The organism is Metabacillus lacus (assembly GCF_009674805.1).
Lineage (GTDB): Bacteria > Bacillota > Bacilli > Bacillales > Bacillaceae > Metabacillus_C > Metabacillus_C lacus.
In genome coordinates, this window is the sequence record NZ_WKKI01000009.1 from 1 (window position 1) to 20,223 (window position 20,223).

General features: G+C 40.9%; 23 protein-coding genes. 13 read left to right on the forward strand and 10 right to left on the reverse strand.

All coding sequences use genetic code 11. The annotated features are described in order from the left end of the window. Window positions 1–337: 337 nt before the first annotated feature. The gene (locus tag GJU40_RS07120) at window positions 338–490 is read right to left on the reverse strand and encodes a lmo0937 family membrane protein (protein WP_154307067.1); all 153 of its coding nucleotides are present in this window, start codon (window positions 488–490) and stop codon (window positions 338–340) included. 170 nt (window positions 491–660) lie between these two features. On the opposite strand from GJU40_RS07120, the gene GJU40_RS07125 reads away from it, so the two are divergent. Beyond that, complete coding sequence (locus GJU40_RS07125; protein ID WP_343031448.1) at window positions 661–1,749, forward strand: AI-2E family transporter; 1,089 nt, start codon at window positions 661–663, stop codon at window positions 1,747–1,749. Between the two features lie 405 nt (window positions 1,750–2,154). Here the strand turns inward: GJU40_RS07125 and GJU40_RS07130 are convergent, their stop codons facing one another. From GJU40_RS07130 to GJU40_RS07150, 5 genes are all read right to left on the reverse strand, one after another. Then, the gene (locus GJU40_RS07130) at window positions 2,155–2,916 is read right to left on the reverse strand and encodes a YibE/F family protein (protein WP_154307069.1); all 762 of its coding nucleotides are present in this window, start codon (window positions 2,914–2,916) and stop codon (window positions 2,155–2,157) included. Continuing rightward, a complete protein-coding gene (locus tag GJU40_RS07135; protein ID WP_154307070.1) occupies window positions 2,913–4,046 on the reverse strand; it encodes a YibE/F family protein in 1,134 nt (377 codons plus the stop codon). The genes GJU40_RS07130 and GJU40_RS07135 overlap by 4 nt, the downstream gene beginning before the upstream one ends. A 220-nt stretch (window positions 4,047–4,266) precedes the next feature. Continuing rightward, window positions 4,267–4,833, reverse strand: coding sequence for a hypothetical protein (locus tag GJU40_RS07140; RefSeq protein ID WP_154307071.1), 567 nt, complete (start codon window positions 4,831–4,833; stop codon window positions 4,267–4,269). A gap of 213 nt (window positions 4,834–5,046) precedes the next feature. After that, window positions 5,047–5,343 (reverse strand): spore coat protein, encoded by a 297-nt coding sequence (locus tag GJU40_RS07145; protein ID WP_154307072.1) that lies wholly within the window; start codon window positions 5,341–5,343, stop codon window positions 5,047–5,049. Between the two features lie 20 nt (window positions 5,344–5,363). After that, window positions 5,364–5,564 carry a spore coat protein gene (locus GJU40_RS07150; RefSeq protein ID WP_154307073.1) on the reverse strand — a complete coding sequence of 67 codons (201 nt, stop codon included), beginning with the start codon at window positions 5,562–5,564 and terminating at the stop codon, window positions 5,364–5,366. A gap of 178 nt (window positions 5,565–5,742) precedes the next feature. Here GJU40_RS07150 and GJU40_RS07155 point away from each other — a divergent pair, with 178 nt between their 5' ends. After that, window positions 5,743–6,489, forward strand: coding sequence for a tryptophan-rich sensory protein (locus tag GJU40_RS07155; protein WP_154307074.1), 747 nt, complete (start codon window positions 5,743–5,745; stop codon window positions 6,487–6,489). 195 nt (window positions 6,490–6,684) lie between these two features. On the opposite strand, the gene GJU40_RS20965 is transcribed toward GJU40_RS07155, so the two are convergent. Then, entirely contained in the window at window positions 6,685–6,765 is an 81-nt protein-coding gene (locus tag GJU40_RS20965) for a putative holin-like toxin (RefSeq protein WP_343031456.1), read from the reverse strand. A gap of 178 nt (window positions 6,766–6,943) precedes the next feature. Between GJU40_RS20965 and GJU40_RS21200 the strand changes: the two genes are divergently transcribed. From GJU40_RS21200 to GJU40_RS07180, 6 genes are all read left to right on the forward strand, one after another. After that, the gene (locus GJU40_RS21200) at window positions 6,944–7,072 is read left to right on the forward strand and encodes a hypothetical protein (RefSeq protein WP_281350673.1); all 129 of its coding nucleotides are present in this window, start codon (window positions 6,944–6,946) and stop codon (window positions 7,070–7,072) included. A gap of 157 nt (window positions 7,073–7,229) precedes the next feature. Then, window positions 7,230–7,925: an MgtC/SapB family protein gene (locus GJU40_RS07160; RefSeq protein ID WP_154307075.1), complete on the forward strand. Its 696-nt coding sequence runs from the start codon at window positions 7,230–7,232 to the stop codon at window positions 7,923–7,925. A gap of 163 nt (window positions 7,926–8,088) precedes the next feature. Further along, window positions 8,089–9,312 (forward strand): Bcr/CflA family efflux MFS transporter, encoded by a 1,224-nt coding sequence (locus GJU40_RS07165; protein WP_154307076.1) that lies wholly within the window; start codon window positions 8,089–8,091, stop codon window positions 9,310–9,312. Between the two features lie 249 nt (window positions 9,313–9,561). Continuing rightward, a complete protein-coding gene (locus GJU40_RS07170; RefSeq protein ID WP_154307077.1) occupies window positions 9,562–10,317 on the forward strand; it encodes a GNAT family N-acetyltransferase in 756 nt (251 codons plus the stop codon). Between the two features lie 36 nt (window positions 10,318–10,353). Continuing rightward, window positions 10,354–11,292, forward strand: a complete 939-nt coding sequence (locus tag GJU40_RS07175; RefSeq protein WP_154307078.1) for an acetamidase/formamidase family protein — start codon at window positions 10,354–10,356, stop codon at window positions 11,290–11,292. 104 nt (window positions 11,293–11,396) lie between these two features. Beyond that, on the forward strand, window positions 11,397–12,164 hold the full coding sequence (locus tag GJU40_RS07180; RefSeq protein ID WP_154307079.1) for an SDR family NAD(P)-dependent oxidoreductase: 768 nt from the start codon (window positions 11,397–11,399) through the stop codon (window positions 12,162–12,164). A gap of 64 nt (window positions 12,165–12,228) precedes the next feature. Here GJU40_RS07180 and GJU40_RS07185 read toward each other — a convergent pair whose 3' ends face one another. Further along, on the reverse strand, window positions 12,229–13,074 hold the full coding sequence (locus GJU40_RS07185) for an STAS domain-containing protein (protein WP_154307080.1): 846 nt from the start codon (window positions 13,072–13,074) through the stop codon (window positions 12,229–12,231). A gap of 265 nt (window positions 13,075–13,339) precedes the next feature. Beyond that, a complete protein-coding gene (locus GJU40_RS07190) occupies window positions 13,340–13,507 on the reverse strand; it encodes a hypothetical protein (RefSeq protein ID WP_154307081.1) in 168 nt (55 codons plus the stop codon). Between the two features lie 274 nt (window positions 13,508–13,781). On the opposite strand from GJU40_RS07190, the gene GJU40_RS07195 reads away from it, so the two are divergent. Next, entirely contained in the window at window positions 13,782–14,957 is a 1,176-nt protein-coding gene (locus tag GJU40_RS07195; RefSeq protein ID WP_154307082.1) for an NAD(P)-binding domain-containing protein, read from the forward strand. Window positions 14,958–15,133: 176 nt separating this feature from the next. Next, window positions 15,134–16,066, forward strand: a complete 933-nt coding sequence (locus GJU40_RS07200; protein WP_154307083.1) for a manganese-dependent inorganic pyrophosphatase — start codon at window positions 15,134–15,136, stop codon at window positions 16,064–16,066. A gap of 86 nt (window positions 16,067–16,152) precedes the next feature. Here GJU40_RS07200 and GJU40_RS07205 read toward each other — a convergent pair whose 3' ends face one another. Next, entirely contained in the window at window positions 16,153–17,025 is an 873-nt protein-coding gene (locus GJU40_RS07205) for an alpha/beta fold hydrolase (RefSeq protein ID WP_154307084.1), read from the reverse strand. A gap of 121 nt (window positions 17,026–17,146) precedes the next feature. Between GJU40_RS07205 and GJU40_RS07210 the strand changes: the two genes are divergently transcribed. From GJU40_RS07210 to GJU40_RS07220, 3 genes are all read left to right on the forward strand, one after another. Further along, window positions 17,147–18,130: a CobW family GTP-binding protein gene (locus GJU40_RS07210; RefSeq protein WP_154307085.1), complete on the forward strand. Its 984-nt coding sequence runs from the start codon at window positions 17,147–17,149 to the stop codon at window positions 18,128–18,130. Window positions 18,131–18,243: 113 nt separating this feature from the next. Continuing rightward, a complete protein-coding gene (locus GJU40_RS07215) occupies window positions 18,244–18,603 on the forward strand; it encodes a hypothetical protein (protein ID WP_154307086.1) in 360 nt (119 codons plus the stop codon). Window positions 18,604–19,014: 411 nt separating this feature from the next. Beyond that, window positions 19,015–20,151: a YsnF/AvaK domain-containing protein gene (locus GJU40_RS07220; protein WP_154307087.1), complete on the forward strand. Its 1,137-nt coding sequence runs from the start codon at window positions 19,015–19,017 to the stop codon at window positions 20,149–20,151. The last annotated feature ends 72 nt before the right edge of the window (window positions 20,152–20,223 follow it).

Here is a 20,223-nt window from a genome sequence, read left to right on the forward strand (position 1 = left end):
AAATGACAAAGGAAATGTCCTTCATCAAGCCGATGAAGGACAAAACTAAGTGGAATAGCAAGAGAAATGTCCTTCATCAGGGCGATGAAGGACAAAACTGCGTGGAAAAGCAAGCGAAAAGTCCTTCATCAGGGCGATGAAGGACAAAACAGATAAGAAAAGCAGAAAACGGTCCTTCAGTTGCCGAACCCAAACCAACCCTCCAGCTGAAGACAGTGGATCCTAAAATCTAAAGCAAGAAAACAGGCTGTCGAAGCTTTTCGACAGCCTGTTTTCTGCTATATGAAACTGAGCAAATTGAGACTCATCGCTTTTCATACTGCAATTGCGCACTATCCTATCTGGCAGCAGAGCGCCGGCCTTTGATCACTCTCATAATAAATAGAACAGCAGCCACTATCAGGATGATGTGAATTAAACCGCCTATTAGATCAAGGGCAAATCCAATCAGCCAGAAGATTATCAGTACGGAGATAATGGTCCAAAGCATGATGTTCACCTCCCGGTGTAATAGTTTGTCTATTTTACCTGCTTGTTATTCTGATACCCGCTCTTTTGAACTTCAAAACTGCTGTATAAAGGGAGAGAGAAAGAGATGGTTGAAAGAAAAGAATTAAGGGAAAGAATATGCGAAAAGAAGATTTGAGAGGAGGAGGAACTGTGTGGTATAAACATCCGTTCTTTAAGTATATGACCGGGGCAGTCTTGGTTTTAATTGCATTGTATTTACTGGGAAGAATGAGCTATATTCTCTATCCAATCTTTCAGGTAATTTCTACGCTGTTTTTCCCCATTGTCATCGGAGGATTCTTTTATTACATTCTTAGGCCGCTTGTAGAGCTGCTTGCAAAAGGAAAATATATACCGAGAGCGCTTGCTGTGCTGATTGTATTCCTCATTTTAATCGGTGGTATTGCTTTTGCAGGTTACTCTATCGGTGATATTGTCAAAACTCAAGTGGCCCAGTTGATAGAGCGGCTGCCTGAAGACATGGGAGAGACCGCAGAACAGACAGAGAATTTTATTAACAATAATAATTTTGGGTTGATGGAAGCAGAGGAGCTCAAGGAAAGATTTTTCACCTTCGCTAGAAATCTGGCTGAAAGTATCGGAAATAACATCATGGGAATATTAACTGCGATCACCAGTGTGGCAACAATCATGGTGGTAGTCCCGTTTGTACTGTTCTTTTTCCTGAAGGACGGGCACAAATTTCTGCCATTGACATTGCAGGCATTTCCCTACAAATACAGGGAAAAAGCACGAAAAGTATTTACCGACATCGATGATACGCTGTCAAAATACATAGTCGGACAAATGACGGTGGCCTTTATAGACGGGGTACTGATTTATATCGGCTATTTAATCATTGGCCTGGATTTCGCATTGGTTCTTGCTTTATTTGCCATTATAACTGGTGTAATTCCCCTGCTTGGTCCGCCGCTCGGAACGCTTCCTGCAGTGCTTGTTGCTCTGATGGAGGATCCAATGCTCGCGGTATGGGTTGTGGTGGTAGTTCTGATTGTACAGCAGCTGGAAGGGAATTTGATTTCCCCGCTTGTGTTCAGAAGCAGGCTGAAGCTTCATCCTCTCACAGTTATTCTGCTGCTGGTAGTGGCCGGTTCAATCTATGGCCTGATCGGGATTCTTATTGCCGTTCCATTATATTGTGTAATAAAAGTGACTTTTATTAACTTTTATACATTTTATCAGGAACGGAAAGCAAAGGAGCTTCCGCCAAGTATATGACACGCAGGAATATAGTGAAAAAAAGACTCATCAGCTTGGGCTGATGGGTCTTTTTCCTGAATCATCAACTATCAAAGATGCAATTGCGTCCTTGTGCAATATTCCGATGAATAGACGGAGCAATTCCGCTTAAGCAGCAGTTAGCAGTTAAAAACAGCTTCATTAAACGGAGAAATTCCATCTATCTACTCAAAAAGCCTAGTTTTTGCTGACTTTTAACAGGATAACCGAAAACCTTACCCTTATATCACCTGGAAAACTCCTATAAGTCCACGTAACGGAATAATCTCCGCTTAATTTTTTCCGTTTGTTCATTGAAACATGACTTCACAAAAAAAATTTCCGCTCTTTTATCAGATAGGTTTGAATTTCCTTACCATTTTAAACTCTGCCGTCCCGCAGGTCTTAACGAGTTTTTCTCCTTACCAAATAATAGCTTGTAATCCATGAAGTGATGGGGATCACAATTGTTACTCCGATTCCCGCGCTGAGTATGGTGATCATCTCTGCGCTGAACACCTTGGAATTAATAAATTCTCCTGCTGAATAGGGTAAATCTTTAAACCATATCAGCATGGCAAGATATCCTCCGAAAAAGGCGAAAAACAGCGTATTGGTGCTTGTTCCCAGGATGTCTCTGCCGATGCTCATGCCAGAGAGAAACAAATCTTTTCTATTCATGTGAGGGTTCTGATCACATATTTCTTTCATGGGTGATGATATGGCAATACTTGTGTCAGTAATGGCGCCAATCGTGGTCATGATGATGACAGAAGCAGCCACCCTTGCAAAATCCACCCCGATATAAAGAGAAAACATACTCAGTTCCTGTATTTCTTCATCACTAAAGCCATGTATCGCAGCTGTATCTGTCATAATAAGAATAAAAAACAGCAAGAAGAGCAGAGAAAGAATGGTAGATACAAACGCAGTTTTTGTTTTAATGTTTATTTTATTAATATAAAACAGGTTGATACAGCTGATAACTAAAGCAGCAAGTAGTGTTAAAACAACTGGGTTTCTGTTAGGATCATTCATAAAAATAACAGTAATAAAAACAACGCTGAAATTTAAAAAAAGAGCTAGAAATGACCTGACTCCCTTTTTCCCCCCGATAAGCATCATTAACAGCAATAAAATAGCTGCAAGCAGTACTAAAGCATTCATGTTTTTAACCTCTTTCTGTTAATAAAAAAGATTGCTGTGTACAAGCCTATTGGAATAGTCAGAACAATTCCGATGCCCCCGGCAAGTGCCCTTGCCATTTCCAGAGAAAGGTTTAAGGACAGTGTATAACCGAGTGGAGAAGCGTTTTTGAAATATAGAATCAGGATGGGAATTGAGCCGCTTATATAGGCAAAGAACAGGATATTGGTCATTGTTCCCATGATATCCCGGCCGATTTCCAAGCCGGATTTCTTCAAAGTTTTTACTGATATATGATGATTTTTCTCGTACATGCTGAATAGGGAAGAAGACAGGGTTATAGCGACATCCATGACAGCTCCCAGAGAGCCAAGAAATAAACCTGCCAGAAATACTTCACGGTATGGTCTGGTGATAAACTGCAGTTCCTCATATCGAAGTCCTCTTTCAGCTGTCACCCAGAATACGAGCACAGTAATCAGTAATGACAAAAATGTACCCAGAAGTGTTGCAGCAATGGCAGCATAGGTTTTTTCATTAGCACCGTTCACAATCAGCAAGGAGGATACTGTAAATAAAATCACACTTATACTGCAAATGAGGAGCAAACTCCAATTCGCATTCTTCAAGTACAAATCCAAAGCGTATGATAAGAGCCATGCATTAATCAACAGGCTCAAAATTGAAAAGAAGCCCTGTTTTCTTCCTACCAGCAGAAGAATGATGACAAAAACCCAGCCAGCGAGGACCAGATATTGATCTCGTTTCACATCCAAAATGGTTCCGTTAATTTGTCCATTTTCATTAATTTCTGTACTGATAAACAAATGCTGACCTGGTTTATATTCTGAATCGTACACCTGGGAAGCTGAGTATGAATTTTCTAAGGTGATGATTTCTCCTTTTTCGCTCCCATTTTTAATGGAAACCTGTAGCTGCTGAAGAAACAGCTTATCTTCATTTTGGTAAGTATCCACGATTTCGGTTGTCTCTGTAATATGACTTTCTTTTACCTCTGCAATGGTTTGCTTATATAAAAAGAAATTATTGTGTACGAAGTAAAGAGAGGAGAAGAATAATAGCAGAATGAAAAGTGACAGCAGTTTCTCTCCGGCAGTGTATCCGGAAAAAAAGCGTTTTAAATAAAACATGAAAACCTCCTGAAAAACTTTCTATATCGCAGCACAGCAGATTCTAGCTGCAGAAGTAATAGCAGCTTCTTATTTTAACAGCAGAAATTTCACTCAGTCAAACGTTTCTATTGGAAAATGGCTGTTCATATCAGAGGGAAGGGGGCGGAGAGATGGGGGGCATCGAAAAGACTTTAACAGGCATGATAAAAGCCCCCAAGCATGTGGGGGCTTAAGTGTTCTATGATTGTCTGTTTGTAACCTCTTCACCAAAGTTAGTTGAATTGCTGTCAATCGCCGGCATCACAGTGTTTGGCTTACTGCTGCTGACATCTGAACCGGAAGATGAAGTGCTTCCGCCGCCTGTAGTTGATTTTACAGTATCGGCAAGTTCAGAACCGGCTTCAGCCACTTTAGAGCCGATACTTGTAATTTCTGCTTGAGCATCTTTTACAGTGGAAAGAGTATCAGTTGAAATTTCCATAACATCATTTACTTTTCCAAAAATATCCTGATTCACACGCTCATAAAGCTGTTGAGCATCATTGATTGCATCCTTTAATGTGCCTGCAGCTGATTTGAATTGGTCAATCATTTGATTTTTGACTTCACCCGGATTTTCTTTCACCTGGCTGATCATATTCATAGATGAATCTTTGATATCTACTGCAGTTGTTTTAACAGAGTTGCGAGTTTGTGAGTCTAATAGGGAGATAACTCCACCCACAATACCTCCAATAATAATTCCTTTCATCAATTTGCTGTTTTTTTCATCGCTTTGAATTTTAGTCACTGTGTTTTGGGTCATTTTAAATTCCTCCTAAATAAAATAGTTAACTGTTGTTGTATAGAGATTGTATTCCCGTTATGAATTCCTATTAAACGCCAACTCAGCCACATAGTTTGTCAGCGGTAAAATATATAGGAAATTATTGAAGACATTTGGATATACATGCTGTATAACATGTGAAAAAGAAAAAAGCCTGTACCGCTGATTTTATACAGCAGTACAGGCTTCTACCTACTTGGCAAATTCAAGCGCTTTGTCGGCTTTCTTAATGTCTTCTTTGATTTGTTTTTTTACGTCATATGCATGATACATTTCATTGTCAATCATATACTGAGCAATTTTTTCATGGGCGTCAATCGCCTGATCAAGCTGCTTTTTAAGTATCTTGCGCACTTCAGGCGTAGCTGTCTCTGTAATGGCAACAGCATAGTTGCGAACGCCTGCTTTGGCTGCAATTAACAGGTCTGTGGCTATAGCTTGGTCATCCAGTACACTTTGAATTTTTTCCTTAGTATCTGTTTTTGCCATTTGACTTCAGCTCCTTACCGTTATTTTGCATCCTTAAGAATGTCACGCAGTTCTTCAACAGCTTTGGTTGATTTTTTCACATCATCTTCCAGAAGCTTTTTGAGTTTATTGTCTTCTACAAATTCAAGCATTGCGGTAGATTTTGTAGCACATGCTGTTTTAAACAGGAGAATTTCATGTACTTCCAGTTTTTCATGCATTGCAAGTTCTGTTTTAGCCATATGCCTATCACTCCTTTTAGCCTTGAATGTTTGTGCAAAGTAAAAGTACCCGAAATTTCAGTGTTTCTAACCGGAAAAATCTGGTTGTTTTTTTGTTTGTGAAAAAAGGGAAAAAGTAGTTTTTGCTTTTAAGGAAAGGGTAAGGGGATATAAGAACAGCTAGAGGGGAGTTTTAAGGATGAGAAACAACCGAGTGTTAGCAATTGTTAACCTCATATTTTATATTATCATGGTAGCAGTTAACTACCTGGCTAACGCATTGCCAATTAATGATAGAACTACTGGAGATATATCAGACAGCCTTCCGATCATTTTTGAACCGGCGGGCTACGCATTTTCTATTTGGAGTTTGATTTATATCTTACTTGGCATCTGGGTGATCAAACAATTCTTTGCAAAGGGAGAGCAAAAGATTGCCTATCTAAAGGTCGGATTTTGGTTTGCCGGTAACGCAATGTTGAACAGCCTCTGGATACTCGCTTTTCACTATGAAATGTTTATCATCACGCTGATACTGATGGCAGCCATTCTGATTACGCTGATTGTCATCTACAGTAAAGTGAAAGTTCCGGGCAAACAGCCCTTTTTACTGAGAGCTCCAATCAGTATCTACATGGGCTGGATATCTGTTGCTTCCATAGTAAATGTGTTTATCTTCTTTTATACACAAGATATAGAATCCTTTCTCGGGTTATCCGAATTTCCTTGGGTTCTCATCATGCTTGCTGTTGGAGGAGTTCTTGCATTGTTTGTCAATATGAAAGAAGGAGACATTTTGTATCCGCTTGTATTTATTTGGGCCTATATTGCCATCATTGTGAAGGAAGCAGATCAGCAGGCAGTTGCCTATACGGCACTGACAATTATAGTTCTTCTTGCAGCCAGGATTGTATTTTTCGCTATAAAAAACAGATGGAAAAACTGAACAGGGGAAAAATCAACATTTTTCTGAAGACTGAGCTGGTACTTCCTTAGTTGTTTGTGTTATCTTATACCTGTTATGCATAAACTGAATAGGAAAAATCCTCCTTTGGTCTCAGCCGCCAAAGGAGGAAAGCACAGCTGAATGTTTAATGCATTCAGTTGACTGTTCAGTGTAGCTGCTTCTGAGGGGGAGCAGTTACTTTTTTTTATCTTCAAAGGATAACACCGCAATAAGGAGCATCCCAAATCCAAACATCACATTCAGCAACTGATACACTTCATCCAAGGTGGTCACCCCCTTTCCTGAGGGTTTTTCAACAGCTGTGCAAAATACATTATATCATAAAATTTGATAATTTACATATATTTCCAGTGCTTGTCCATTTTCCCTTACACACATGTATTTTTTCATTCTGTATAAAATAAAAGGGAAAGTGAACCCGAGGAGGATGACAATGACTGACAAAAAAGTGTATCAGCCAAAGGATACAGGTAAGTTAACTAACATTCACTATGGATCTCCGGAAAAGGATGACCGGCTTGAAAAAGCGTTAACAGAGCAAGGTACAGAAAAACTAAAGTGATAAAAATTCTCCCTGAACGGGGAGATTTTTTTATGAGGAAAAGCAGGCATTATCACGCACTTTTAACTGTGCAGTGCAGTAAAGCAATTTCCTCTTTCTTTTTATCGTCCCCCCTACATATATATGTTTGTAGCTGCTTGGAAGGGGGGATGGGGAGATGTCTTGGAGCATGCATGAAGATGCTGTAATCAAACTGTGTTTATCCCTTGTTGTGGGGATTGTGATCGGGCTGGAACGCGAGATGAAAAAAAAGCCCCTTGGACTGAAAACCACTATTATTATTGCTGTCAGTTCATGCCTCCTGACTGTCGTCTCAATAGAAGCTTCTTATATTTATGCCAAAGAGTACAGCAGGCCGATGGACCCTTTGAGGCTGGCAGCGCAAATTGTTTCAGGTGTAGGGTTCTTAGGCGCAGGAGCAATCTTAAGGAGAAGCAATGATGTAATCAGCGGCCTGACGACTGCTGCTGTTATATGGGGTGCAGCAGGAGTGGGAATTGCAATTGGAGCCGGATTCTATATTGAAGCCATTACAGCGATGATTCTTATGATCTCCACGATGGAAGTAATCGCTCCGCTTCTGAAAAAATTCGGTCCTTCTTCGCTTCGGCAAATTGAAATGAAGGTAAGGCTCAGAATACCGGAACAGGTAGATGTTGGCGAGATTTTCCATACAGTCAGAGAACATCAAATAGACATTCGATCTGTTAAGATTAAGGATGTGGTAAAAGAAAGTACATGCCAGGTTGATATATTTGTCAATGTAGCACAAGACCGGTTTCCTTCCGAGGTGTATAAAGACTTGAGGAGCATTCCCGGAATACAATCTGTTGAAATAGAACTGCTGGATTAATTGTATTCTTTATTAGGGCAGGGGCAAGATTCGTGTTACAATGTAGTAATTCAACAAAGAAGTCTGTCTACATTCATTAAAGGCGGTGCTTTTCCTATAAGGGATAAGCACCTTTCTTTGTGGATTCAGACAGACTGCATTATTTACAGAAAGGTTGTTAGTTATGCTGCAAAACCCTACAGGCAAAGAGCGGATTGTCCTCGCTTTTTTGCTGGCTATGCTTGGTATTTTAGGTCCTTTTAACATTGATATGTATTTGCCAAGTTTTCCGGAAATTGCCGATGATCTGAATGCCAGAGCATCGCTTGTTCAACTCAGTCTTACAGCCTGTCTCATTGGCATTGCCGCGGGGCAGCTTGTAATTGGTCCCATCAGTGACTCAGTTGGCCGGAAAAAACCGATATTAATTGGAATTTTCTTATTTTCCCTTTCTTCCCTGCTTTGCGCGTTGGCACCAAATATAACTGTACTCATTGTTGCCCGCTTTTTGCAAGGGTTCACTGCTGCAGCCGGAATTGTTCTTGGCCGGGCAGTAGTACGAGATGTATTCAGCGGCAATGAGCTCGCAAAATTCTTTGCTCTGCTCATGGTTATTAACTCTACTGCACCGCTGGTAGCTCCTTTAGCTGGTGGAGGCTTGCTTTTGCTTCCGTTTGCTACATGGCACAGCATCTTTTATTTTCTTGCAATCTTTGGCCTGCTGATTGTTTTTGTGATTGGCAGAAAACTTCCTGAAACGCTGCCGCCAGAAAAACGCGTCCCTAGCTCACTGAAAAACTCGCTGTTAACCATTGCCAGTTTGTTTCGGGATCGCACTTTTATTGGATATGCTTTGATTGTCGGCTTTATTCACGGCGGCAGCTTTGCGTATGTGGCAGGAACACCATTTGTGTATCAGGGAATCTATGAGGTTTCTCCTCAGATGTTCAGCATTCTTTTCGGGATTAACGGTATTGCCATTATAGCAGGGAGCTACATCATCGGCCGTTTCAGCAGCGTAATGCCTGTGCGCAGCCTGCTGAAAATAGCCGTAGTGATTGCGTCTGGTTCTACAGGCGTTCTGTTGATTATGACCATTGTTCAAGGTCACATTGCGTCACTAGTCATTCCCATTTTTATTTATATGACGTCCATTGGCATGATTATCACCAGCTCCTTTACACTTGCCATGGAACATCAAGGTCATAGAGCTGGATCAGCAAGTGCTGTTCTCGGTATGCTTCCGCTCACGCTCGGCTCCATTGTATCTCCGCTTGTCGGTCTGAATGAAAGCACTGCAATTCCAATGGGCTCTATTCTTTTTATCACAGCTGCTTTGGGAGGAATTTCTTTCTTTCTTCTCACAAAGTCAGAAACAGCACTGCTGAGAGTGAGAAAAACAGGATAACATATGCTGCTATGATAGCATCATTAGATAACCAATATAGAGATCTATGCTTGAAGCGTGAACGCTTCAAGCATTTTTTATGGGCGGCATCCAGGGAGTTATCTCTTTTGTGAAAGTCAGCTGTATTTGCTGCTGCCTTCCTGATTGGAAACACTGAACTATCACCTCATGACTGAAAAGGAAGATGGTGGAAAAAGGGCTGTTTTACTCCAGCTCCTTTCAAGTATAATAGGAAGCAGGGGGGATTTCATGACTTCAATTACATTTAGCAATATATATAAAGAAGGAAAAAAGATTGAAGATTCAGCTTTGTTTATTCACGTACATAATCAGGAAATGCTGCTGCAATATGACAGCAATTTTATTGTATTTAAGAGTATGCCCAGTAGTGAGGAATTTTTACGAGCTTATTCCTACTTGAGAAATTTTCATGAGAAATATAACCAGAAGCACGTAAGATTCTACTTTCCGGAAAATATGGAACTGCCGCCAAATTTGCAGAAGCTGTTTAAGTATGAGGATTTTACAGTGGGAATTCTGGAGCTCTATCATATAGATCCTGATACCTTCAGTGTCCCGGAAGGAAACCCTGATATTACCGTGGAAGCTGTTACTGTACAAACTTTGCAGGATTACCTGGCTCTTCAGTACGACTTTACCAAGGAATATGGAGAAGAATTTGCCTTGAGAAAGCAGGAGAAACTGATTGCAGATTTTTATGCAGCGCACAAGCAGCAGGTGATAGCCTATTACAGGGGTGCTCCGGCAGGCTCAGTGGATGTGATCCTATCAAATACGACAGCTGAGATAGATGGACTGGGTGTGAAAGAGCAGTTTCAGAAAAAAGGGATTGGAACAGCTCTTCAGCATTGGGTCATGAAACAATATGCCGATCAAACTGTCATACTCGTTGCAAATGGTGAGGATACACCTAGGGACATGTACAGAAAGCAGGGCTATCAATATGGAGGCTTTCAGTATGAGTTGCTTAAGGTGTATGAATGAATATAGTATTGGCAGTTTCATCAGTGGGAGAAAACAATGAAAAAAATCCATCAGATTGAAATCAAAGATCAACACCTGCAGGGATCCATCAGCAGGAATTATGAACCTATCCTTGCTGTAAATTCCGGTGACACCGTTCAATTTACTGCAATTGATATCGGCTGGGGATATTCTTCGCAACAGGGTGAGGAAAGAGAAATCTTCCAGTCACGCGAAAGGGAGAATTTTTGGGGCCATCCTGTACTGGGTCCCATCTATGTGAATGGTGCAAGGCCCGGGGATGTGCTGGAAGTTAAAATTGATCAGCTCACTCCAGGCTGGTATGGGTGGAATACTGCTGGCGGAAAATTCAATTGGCAAAATGAGCAGCTTGAGTTAACGAAAAAGGAAGCTCGTTTGGACTGGCTGTTAAACAGGGAAAAAATGACGGGAAGCTCTTCAATTGGAGAATGGGGCTTTGAAGTTTCTTTAAAGCCGTTTCTTGGATTCCTGGCTGTCTCACCAAGTGAAGAAGGTGTATTCTCCACCGTTCCGCCAAACTACTGGGGCGGTAATATAGATTGTAAGGAGCTTACTGAAGGAAGCACACTTTATTTGCCTGTTTCTGCAGACGGAGCGCTTTTCACAGCGGGCGACGGGCATGCGCGCCAAGGAGACGGTGAGATTTCAGGACAGGCAATTGAATGTCCGATGGATGATGTATACTTAACTCTGAATATTGTTCGTGACATGGAACTTAGGCTTCCTGCAAGCAGTACATCTGAGGGCTGGCTTACTTTCGGATTTCACGAAGACCTAAATACCGCTGCAGCTTCTGCAATGAACAGCATGGTAGACTATATATCCAATAAGTTTACAATCAACAGAGCTGAGGCAGCAGCACTGGCAAGTGCGACGGTGGACCTTCGCATCACACAGGTGGTGAATGGGGTAAAAGGAGTTCATGCAGTTTTGCCTTTTGATGCGGTTAAATGAATTTCAATTTTTCTACTTTTTTACCAGATATTTTCAAAAAAATAGTCAATGTATGTTATTTTCCGTTAATATGTTTATAAGATGAAAAGCAGGAGGTGAAAAGTATGAGATTGCAAAAAAAAGTAATGGTCATAACTGGTGGCGGAAGCGGAATTGGCCGAGCTGCAGCTCTAAAGGCTGTTCGTGAAGGAGCAAAAGTTGTTGTCGCAGATATCAATGAAGATACAGGGAAAGAGACAGTTTCTCTTATTGAAAATAGCGGAGGCGAAGCTGCTTTTTACAAAGTTGATGTAACACATTTTCAAGAAGTTGAAGCTCTTGTGCAATATGCTGCAGATTCATACGGAACGATAGATGTCATGTTTAATAATGCTGGAATCGGACTAAATAAGCCATTCCTGGATCACAATCCTGAAGATTACGACAAGGTGGTAAAGGTGAATCAGTATGGCGTTTACTATGGCATATTAGCCGCTGGAAGAAAGATGAAGGAACTTGATGTGAAAGGCAGCATTATTAATACAGCTTCTGTATTCGGATACATGGCATCTCCTGGAGTATTTGGCTATCAGGCTGCAAAAGGAGCAGTGATTATGATGACAAAATCTGCTGCACTGGAACTTGCTCCTTATGGCATCCGTGTTACTGCAGTCGCACCTGGAGGCGTCAATACCCCAATCGTTCAAGGTTATAAAGATCTTGGATTATGGGACCATCTTTCCAGCCAGCAAATGACAGGGAACATAATTGAGCCTGAGCAGATTGCTGATGTAGTGGCTTTTATGGCCTCAGAGGAATCCAGTGTAATCAATGGAACAGTTGTGATGGCGGATGACGGTTATACAAGCTTCAAATCTCATTACGGCAGATAAACTGACTGCAATCAAAAAAAAACCCCATGCCATATAAGTGGGGCTGGGGTTTTATTTAGTCATATCAACTGGGTCGGATGCTGTAGCCATGGCCGGCAAGAGCTTGTTTAAGGTTTGCTCTTGTTTCTACTGAGCGAAAGTCGATGCCAAGTCCAATCACTGTTTGGGCAATTTCAGGGCGAATTCCCGTAATGGTCGTTTCAACTCCTATCAATCTTAGCGACTGAGATACTTGGAATATATAATTTGCTACCATCGTATCCATCACAGGTACCCCTGACAAGTCAATGAACAGGTGTTTCAGCCTAAGCTTAGTGCAATAAGATAGTGAATGATTCATTATAAGACTTGCCCGTTTGGTATCGATTTCTCCTACAAGAGGGAGCACACCAATTTCGCTGCTGATTGGCACGATTGGAACAGAAAGTTCATCAACTGCCTGTCTGGCAAGTTCCAAATTTCTCTTTTGGTAGTCAACATATGTTCTTGAAAAAGCAAAAATAATTGAATCCAGAAGCCTGTCTATGAGCTGAAGACCTTCAAGAAGTGTTTGAAATGAAATTTTTCTCTCCTGCAGATCGTCTTCGAAAATTTCCCATAGGGAAGCTCTGTAAAAAGACACTGCATGCAGCAGGGTATCGAGCTCCAGACCCCTTCTGACATTACTTTCCGCTACTTCCTCTGCCCAAAGTGACACTCTTTCAGCGGCATCTTCCTCATGAAGAAGCGCTGCAGCAATCATTTCCACCAGATTTAGCCTTAGCAATCCAAGATTTTCTTTTAGCACATCTGGCACGGCAGGCGAATGTTCATAATGTTCTTCAATTAACTGGAACATATTCGACGCAATATTTTGTTTGTTCTCAAGAAATTTGTTGGAAATGTATTTGAATTCTTCTTGTTTAGTCATAGGGTTCCTCCGGTCTATGTAAGCCGTCTCAGCTGCTTCATTGTTCCTTCTTTTTCGTTATGTTCACTTATTAAGCTGGTGCTAAACCTGTAGTCAAGCCTTTTGAATCGATTTTTACTGCACATTATGCCCCAAATGATATACGGGGGAACTCACTTTGAGGCTGGCTTTCTCTTTAAAGTAAACTTTAATTAAAAAGGTGAAGGGCTGGGTTGAAAGCTTATTTACAGTAAAAAACCGGAGATTGCCTGCTGCAATCTCCGGTTTAATGAACCATTTTCTTCTTGTCTATTTCAACAATAACATCACTGAGCAATTGAATTTCTTTATATATCATATACTTCACTTCGTCATGGGTGCAATTGCGGTAATCCTCAATCAAGCGGCCAATTTCCTTTATAAAATAGACAATTTCCTCTTGTTGTACTGCCACTTTTACATTCTCCCTTCATTTACCATTGGAGGGCAAGATTTGTATTTTCCTTGTTGCTATACTTTACCCGTTGTAACACAGTATCAACCATTACAAATGACCTATATTGGTTATTTTTTGGAAAAAAATATGTAATAGTTGCTGAAAGACTTTTCTTTCTTTATTGTTATCGGCTAAATATCTAGGTCTTTTAGTCTAATTCACGAAATTACTTTCTTTACCCGGCAAGACTCTATATAATAAAACGTAATAATTACGATTTGAGGTGGAGAATATGAGTATTGGTTTATGGCCCTGGGTTATTATCGGAGGGGGCATTCAAGGCTGTACTCTTGCAATTGCATTGGTAAAGTCAGGAAAAGCATCAGCGGAAGAGATTGCAATCATAGATCCTCATCCTGTTCCGCTTTTTAATTGGCAGAAAAACACCAGCAGAACGGACATGAAATATTTAAGATCGCCTTCTGTGCATCATCTCGATACTCATGCTTTCAGCCTGCAGGTATATGCTGAAAGATTGGGGAGTAAACATCATCTGTACGGTAAATACAAGCGTCCCTCTTTGGAACTTTTCAATAATCACTGCCTAGAATTGTTCAAGGAAACTAACCTGGACAAATCGTGGATGAAAGGCAGAGTATCCAAGATAGAAAGATATGAGCACGGATGGAAGATATCATTGGGCAGCGGGAACTATGTTTACAGTGAAAATACAGTGATCTCTTCAGGATTTACAGAAAAGGAAAACTGGCCGGAGTGGGCATTTGAAATCAAGCGTGACAACAAAAAGCTGATATCTCATGTCTTTTCCAAAGAAGAAGTTCAGCTGAAAGAGGCCCAAAGAATCTTGGTGATAGGCTGTGGAATTTCTGCAGCACAGCTCGCCATAAAACTCTGCAATCAGGGCAAACATGTTACAATTCTCTCCCGCCATACAATCAGAATACATGATTTTGACAGCGATCCCGGCTGGCTCGGACCAAAACTGATGAACTCATTTGGAAAGATGAAAGATCCTTCTCAAAGGAGAGAAAGTATTACAAGGGCAAGACATAAGGGTTCTCTTCCGGCGGATGTAGCCTCAGTAGTCAGAAAGTTAAGCAGAAATGGAAAGATTTCTATAGTTGTTGATGAAGTGGAAAGAGCAGTTGCTGAAAAAGACATGGTGCATGTGGAGCTGCAAAGCAAGAGCAGCCTGCAGGCAGATCATATTATCCTTGCAACAGGGTTTACAAGCAATATTGAAGATTTAGATTGGCTGATGAAACTTAAAGAAGACGAAAATCTTATATGTGCAGAATGCGGATTTCCAATTGTCCCGGAAGACCTGCAGTGGAAAAAATCATTATATGTCATGGGGGCTCTTGCAGAACTGGAAATAGGACCAACCTCTAGAAATATAGCAGGAGCAAAAGCAGCCGCACAAAGAATCATTGGTTCTCTAGGCTAAATTGAATTTTTAACAGTAATCTGCAGTATCAGCTAGTGCTTTTAGAGAGCGGGGGAATACCCCAAGTTCTTCATAAGAGAGGAAGTTTCACAAGAAAGATATCGTTTTAGGAAATGAAGGTTCTATGGTAAAATAACGGGTGAGATTCAGCACATTATCGTACGAGGAGAGAAACCATGGAAAAAGTATTAGTTCTTGGACATAAAAATCCTGATACAGATTCAATTTGCTCTGCTATTGCATATGCGGAATTGAAAAAACAGTTGGGAATAAATGCAGAACCAATCCGTTTGGGAGAAGTAAATGAAGAAACCGCGTTTGCATTAAAAACGTTTGGTGCTGAAACACCCCGTTTAGTTACTGAGGTAGCTGGTGAAGCAAAAGAAGTCATTCTTGTTGATCACAATGAAAAACAGCAAAGCGCAGCAGATATTGATGAAGTAAAAGTTGTGGAAGTAATTGATCATCATAGAATTGCCAATTTTGAGACAGCGGATCCTGTCTACTATCGTGCCGAGCCAGTGGGCTGCACAGCTACAATTCTTAACAAGCTTTATAAAGAAAACAGCGTGAAGATCAAAAAGGAAACAGCAGGTTTAATGCTGTCCGCTATTATTTCCGACTCTCTTTTATTTAAGTCGCCTACATGCACAGACCAGGACATCGAGGCTGCACGCGAACTTGCAGAAATAGCTGAAGTTGACGCAGAAAGCTACGGGCTCGACATGCTGAAGGCGGGTGCTGATCTTAGTGATAAATCCATAGATCAGTTGATATCACTTGATGCAAAACAATTTCCTATGGGGAACAAGACAGTTGAAGTTGCCCAGGTTAATGCGGTAGATCTTCAGGATGTATTGAGCCGCCAGGATGAACTCCAAACAAAACTAGCAACAGTGATTTCCGAGAAAAACCTTGATTTGTTCCTTTTTGTTTTGACTGATATCCTCAATAATGACAGCGTCATTGTCGCTGCAGGAAATGATGCAGATGCAGTGGAGGAAGCATTCGGTGTTACCCTTCAGAACAACTCTGCTCTTCTGAAGGGAGTCGTTTCAAGGAAGAAACAAATTGTGCCGCAGCTTACTGAGGTTTTAAAGAAAAAATAAGCAGCACTGCTGCTTGGACTGCAGGCAAACTTTTCTCTAAAGTTTGTTCCGCAGTCTTTTTTCGTTTTTGTTATACAAGTTCATGTCTATTGACAATACATGTCCAAAAAAGCTGAGATATCTTCGTTGATGACTTTGAGGTCTTTGGAGGAAGGAAAGTGACCCATTGACCTTTCTTTAAAGGACACAAGATTTTGGAAAATCTTTGTTGAAGCAGGCGCCAGTATATCAGACGGAAAGAAGATGTCTTCCTTTCCGGCGACAATCATTGTGGGTGCTTTAAAGTTACGAAGTTCCCTCTGTGTTGATAGCTTTGGCATATTACGTTCAAGTTTCACATGTTGAAAAATGTGTCCTGTTATCTCCCTGTCAATTTCCCGCATGAAACCTAAAGACATATTGTTAGTAATCGTAAACAAATGCTTTTGAGAAGAGAATATCTTGAATTTCATGAGCGGCAGCAGTATGTTTTGAATCATTTTATATTTGCTGCCAAGCTTAATGCCGGCAGGCGCTACAAGAATTGCGCAAGAAATTTTTTCCGGAGAAACGGCAGCCAGGCGCAAAATCATTCCTCCTCCGAAAGAAGGCCCTATAAAAGCAGCGGAAGACAATTTATAGTGGTCCATAATGTTGCTGATCCAGCTCGCGGTATTGTCATTATTCAGCCTTTGTTCCTCACTGTAGCCCGGGTGCCCGGGAGTGTCAGGGGCTATAATTCTATGCTTGCTGAACAATGGTGCGAACCAGGACAGGGTCATGGGGCTGATGCAATTTCCTCCTTGCAGGATTATAAGAGGGCTGGCATCTTCGGGTCCTGCTAAGAGTACATGCGTGTTGCCGCAGCTGGTTGGCACGTATGTCCGTTGAAATGTAATTGGCAGCTGCTGCAGGTAATGGTCATAGTATTTTTGAATGCCTTTTTTTCCTTCAGGCGTTCTGTAAATAGAGCTGCTCATGACACTCCTTCTTTCTATTGTAATGATGATTAGTGAGATGTAATCGGGCAGAAAATGTTAAGAATACTGATAAAATTGTGAGAGATAACGTTATGAGAATCTACTGAGGGAGGCAGGAAAGATGAATACAATACCAGTATATATCATCAGCGGTTTTCTGGGGAGCGGGAAAACCACTGTTTTAATCAATCTGCTGCAAGAGTTGAAGCGGCAAAGAAAAACGCCTGGCATTATTCTGAATGAACTTGGTGAAAAGAATGTGGAAAAGCACCTTTTTACTGATCAGCAGGTATTTGAACTATTGAACGGGTGCATCTGCTGTACAATTCAGGAAGATCTTAAGCTGACTTTGAAAGAGTTTGCCAAAGAAGCGCAAGTAAAGGGGGCTGACGTTCTGCTGATAGAAGGGACAGGTGTGGCCAACCCTTTAGAAATCACTGAAGCTCTGCTGAGTCCTGAGTTTTTCCATACGTATGAATTAAAATCGATCATTAGTGTCATTGATGCAGCAAACTTCCTGGAGTATCAGAGTATTTTTTCAAGCTCTAAAGAAATTCGGACTCTTTTAAAAGACCAGGTGGCTTACGCCTCTTCATTGATAGTGAATAAAACAGATATGGCTGATGAAAAAAAGCGGAAAAAGATCGAGAGCAAACTGCAAAGCATGCTGAAGAATAAGCAAGGAAATCTCTATTTTACTTCTTACGGTGATGTAGCTGCAGAAGCATTGCTGAATACCGCTATTCCCATCGTGACACTTGGCAAGAATGAAAAAAGCTGCGGGTGCCCCCCGGATTGTGATGGTGAACACGTCCGGAAACACAGCAACCATGGCGCGTTTCAGGCTGTAAAAATAGAGAACGTGCCAAGTATAAATCAACAGAACTTTAAAAAATGGCTTCAGTCCCTGCCTTCAGACATTATTCGTGGTAAAGGAGTTGTCAGGTTAGCTGAAACAGGCCAGCTATACGATTTTCAGTACGCTGGAAAACAACTGAACATGAGTAAGCTGGAATCCAACGATGAAGAATGTGTGATTGTCTTAATCGGACTTCAAGGCAGCACAGACTCTCTTAGACAATCTTTCGAATCTGCTTTTTTATAAATGTATTCAGTGGGAGGCGTCCTTCTATAAAAGATGTACGCCTGTGGTTTCTTTTCATTTGCCTCCGTTTCATATAAACTAATAGCAGCTCAGGAAAAGGAAGGGTAGCCTCAATGAAATTTACGAAAAAACAATTGAAGGCCCATGGTGTTGTGTTAGCCGCGCTTTCTGTGTTCATGCTGGCAATTTTACTGCTGAAAAACTTTGACATTTTGTTTACGATGATTAGATTTGTACTGATTGTCACCATTTTATGTATCGCAGCCATCCTTTTATACAATAAGAGACTTTTCTTCACTTATGGTGTTTGGGTCGTTCTCCTGACAATATGGATGTTTCTGCTTGCTTTTATGAAAAATGAACTTGATCTCTTGTTTTATACATATATGATTGTGTTTCCATTTATCTTTATACTCTTATTGTCAGCTGGAATTGAACTGGCAGTGAAAGCAGGCAGGCGGGGAAAAGATTAAGGGTGATGAAGGGCAAACCTTAATGGAAGAGGATTAGAAATGTCCTTCTTCAAGGCGATGAAGGACAAAAGTGGGTGAAAAGCGCCCGAAATGTCCTTCATTAGGGTGATGAAGGACAAAAGTGAGTGAAAATGCGGCAGAAATGTCCTTTATCTGGCAAAGAAAAATGGTTGTTGCAATCTTTGAGTCTAAAAACATCCATTCATTACAAACTAAAAAAACTGCACTCTATTACCTTACCGCCCTCTTTCAACGGTTCCAATCGCAATTACAGAATCTCCCTTCAAAATGACAAAAAAACTACAAAATACTTTTGAGAGTTTAAGCAAGTTGGTACGGGGTATTAAACCTGTATGCAAGATACTACTTAAATTTAAAAAATGAATTTAACTTTTGAAGGAGGAATTTGAAATGAGTAAGCATGTTGTAGGTATCTATAGTACAGAAGAAGAGGTTATCCGTTGTGTAGAGGATTTAACAGCACAAGGTTATTCCAAAAATGATATTTCAGTTGTAACAAACGGCAGAAATAATTTGGCAAACTCAACCGGCACTGATATCGAGGATGTATCTACAAATGATCGTCATAATGATTCTTTCCTTGATAAAATGAAAAGTGCATTATTAGACGATGGTACAGATAACAGCAATGTTGATGTAAGAGGCAGGCTGACAAATATGGGCATTTCAAATGACCATGCTGATCGTTATGCAGATGATATTAACAACGGTAAGTTTCTAGTATTAACATCAACTAATGGTACAGGGACGACTGACATGAATAGCAGAAGTGATATGACATCAACTTCTTCAACTATGATGGATAACAGCTATGGAACTGAAAGCACAATGGGTACAGAAAATACTCGTTCTGCTAACAGTGTAACAAATGGCAGCAGTTTTGGCCAAACAAATGATTCAACGTTGAGTGCAGATGAGGAAAGGAAGATTCAGCTGCGCGAGGAAGAGTTGAATGTACAGAAAGAAAGAGTACAAGCTGGCGAAGTTCATGTAAACAAAGAAGTTGTTACTGAACAAAAGAGCATCAATGTACCTGTTGAGCATGAAGAAGTATACGTAGAACGCCGTTCTGTAGACGGTAGAGAGGCTCGTGATGCTTCGCCGATTACAGATGGAGAGGAAATTCGTGTACCTGTAATAGAAGAAAAGATTGAGGTAACGAAAAAACCTGTTGTAACTGATGAACTTGTTATTGGGAAAAAGACAGTTCAGGAAACGAAGGAAGTTCGCGATACTGTTCGCCGTGAAGAAGCTTCCATTGACAGTGAAGGCAGCTTGAATGTGCATGATGCTGACTCAGCTAATGGACTTAGCAATTCAGCAGGCCGCAATAGTTCAGCTATGCTGGAAGATGAAGATTCAGTGACTCGCCGTCAATCAACTGGTCTTGAAAACGATGAATATGTACAAGATGGCGGAACAGACGGAAACCTGTTAGACGATGACAACCGCTCAAACGGATTGTTCGAAAACGACAGAGACCGTGATAATAACGGGTTGTTTGGTTCAGATGACCGTAAAATTTAATATGAAAAATAGATACCCTGGGACCTTCCCAGGGTATTTTTGCGTTAAGTTATCAAAAATATAGGCACAAAA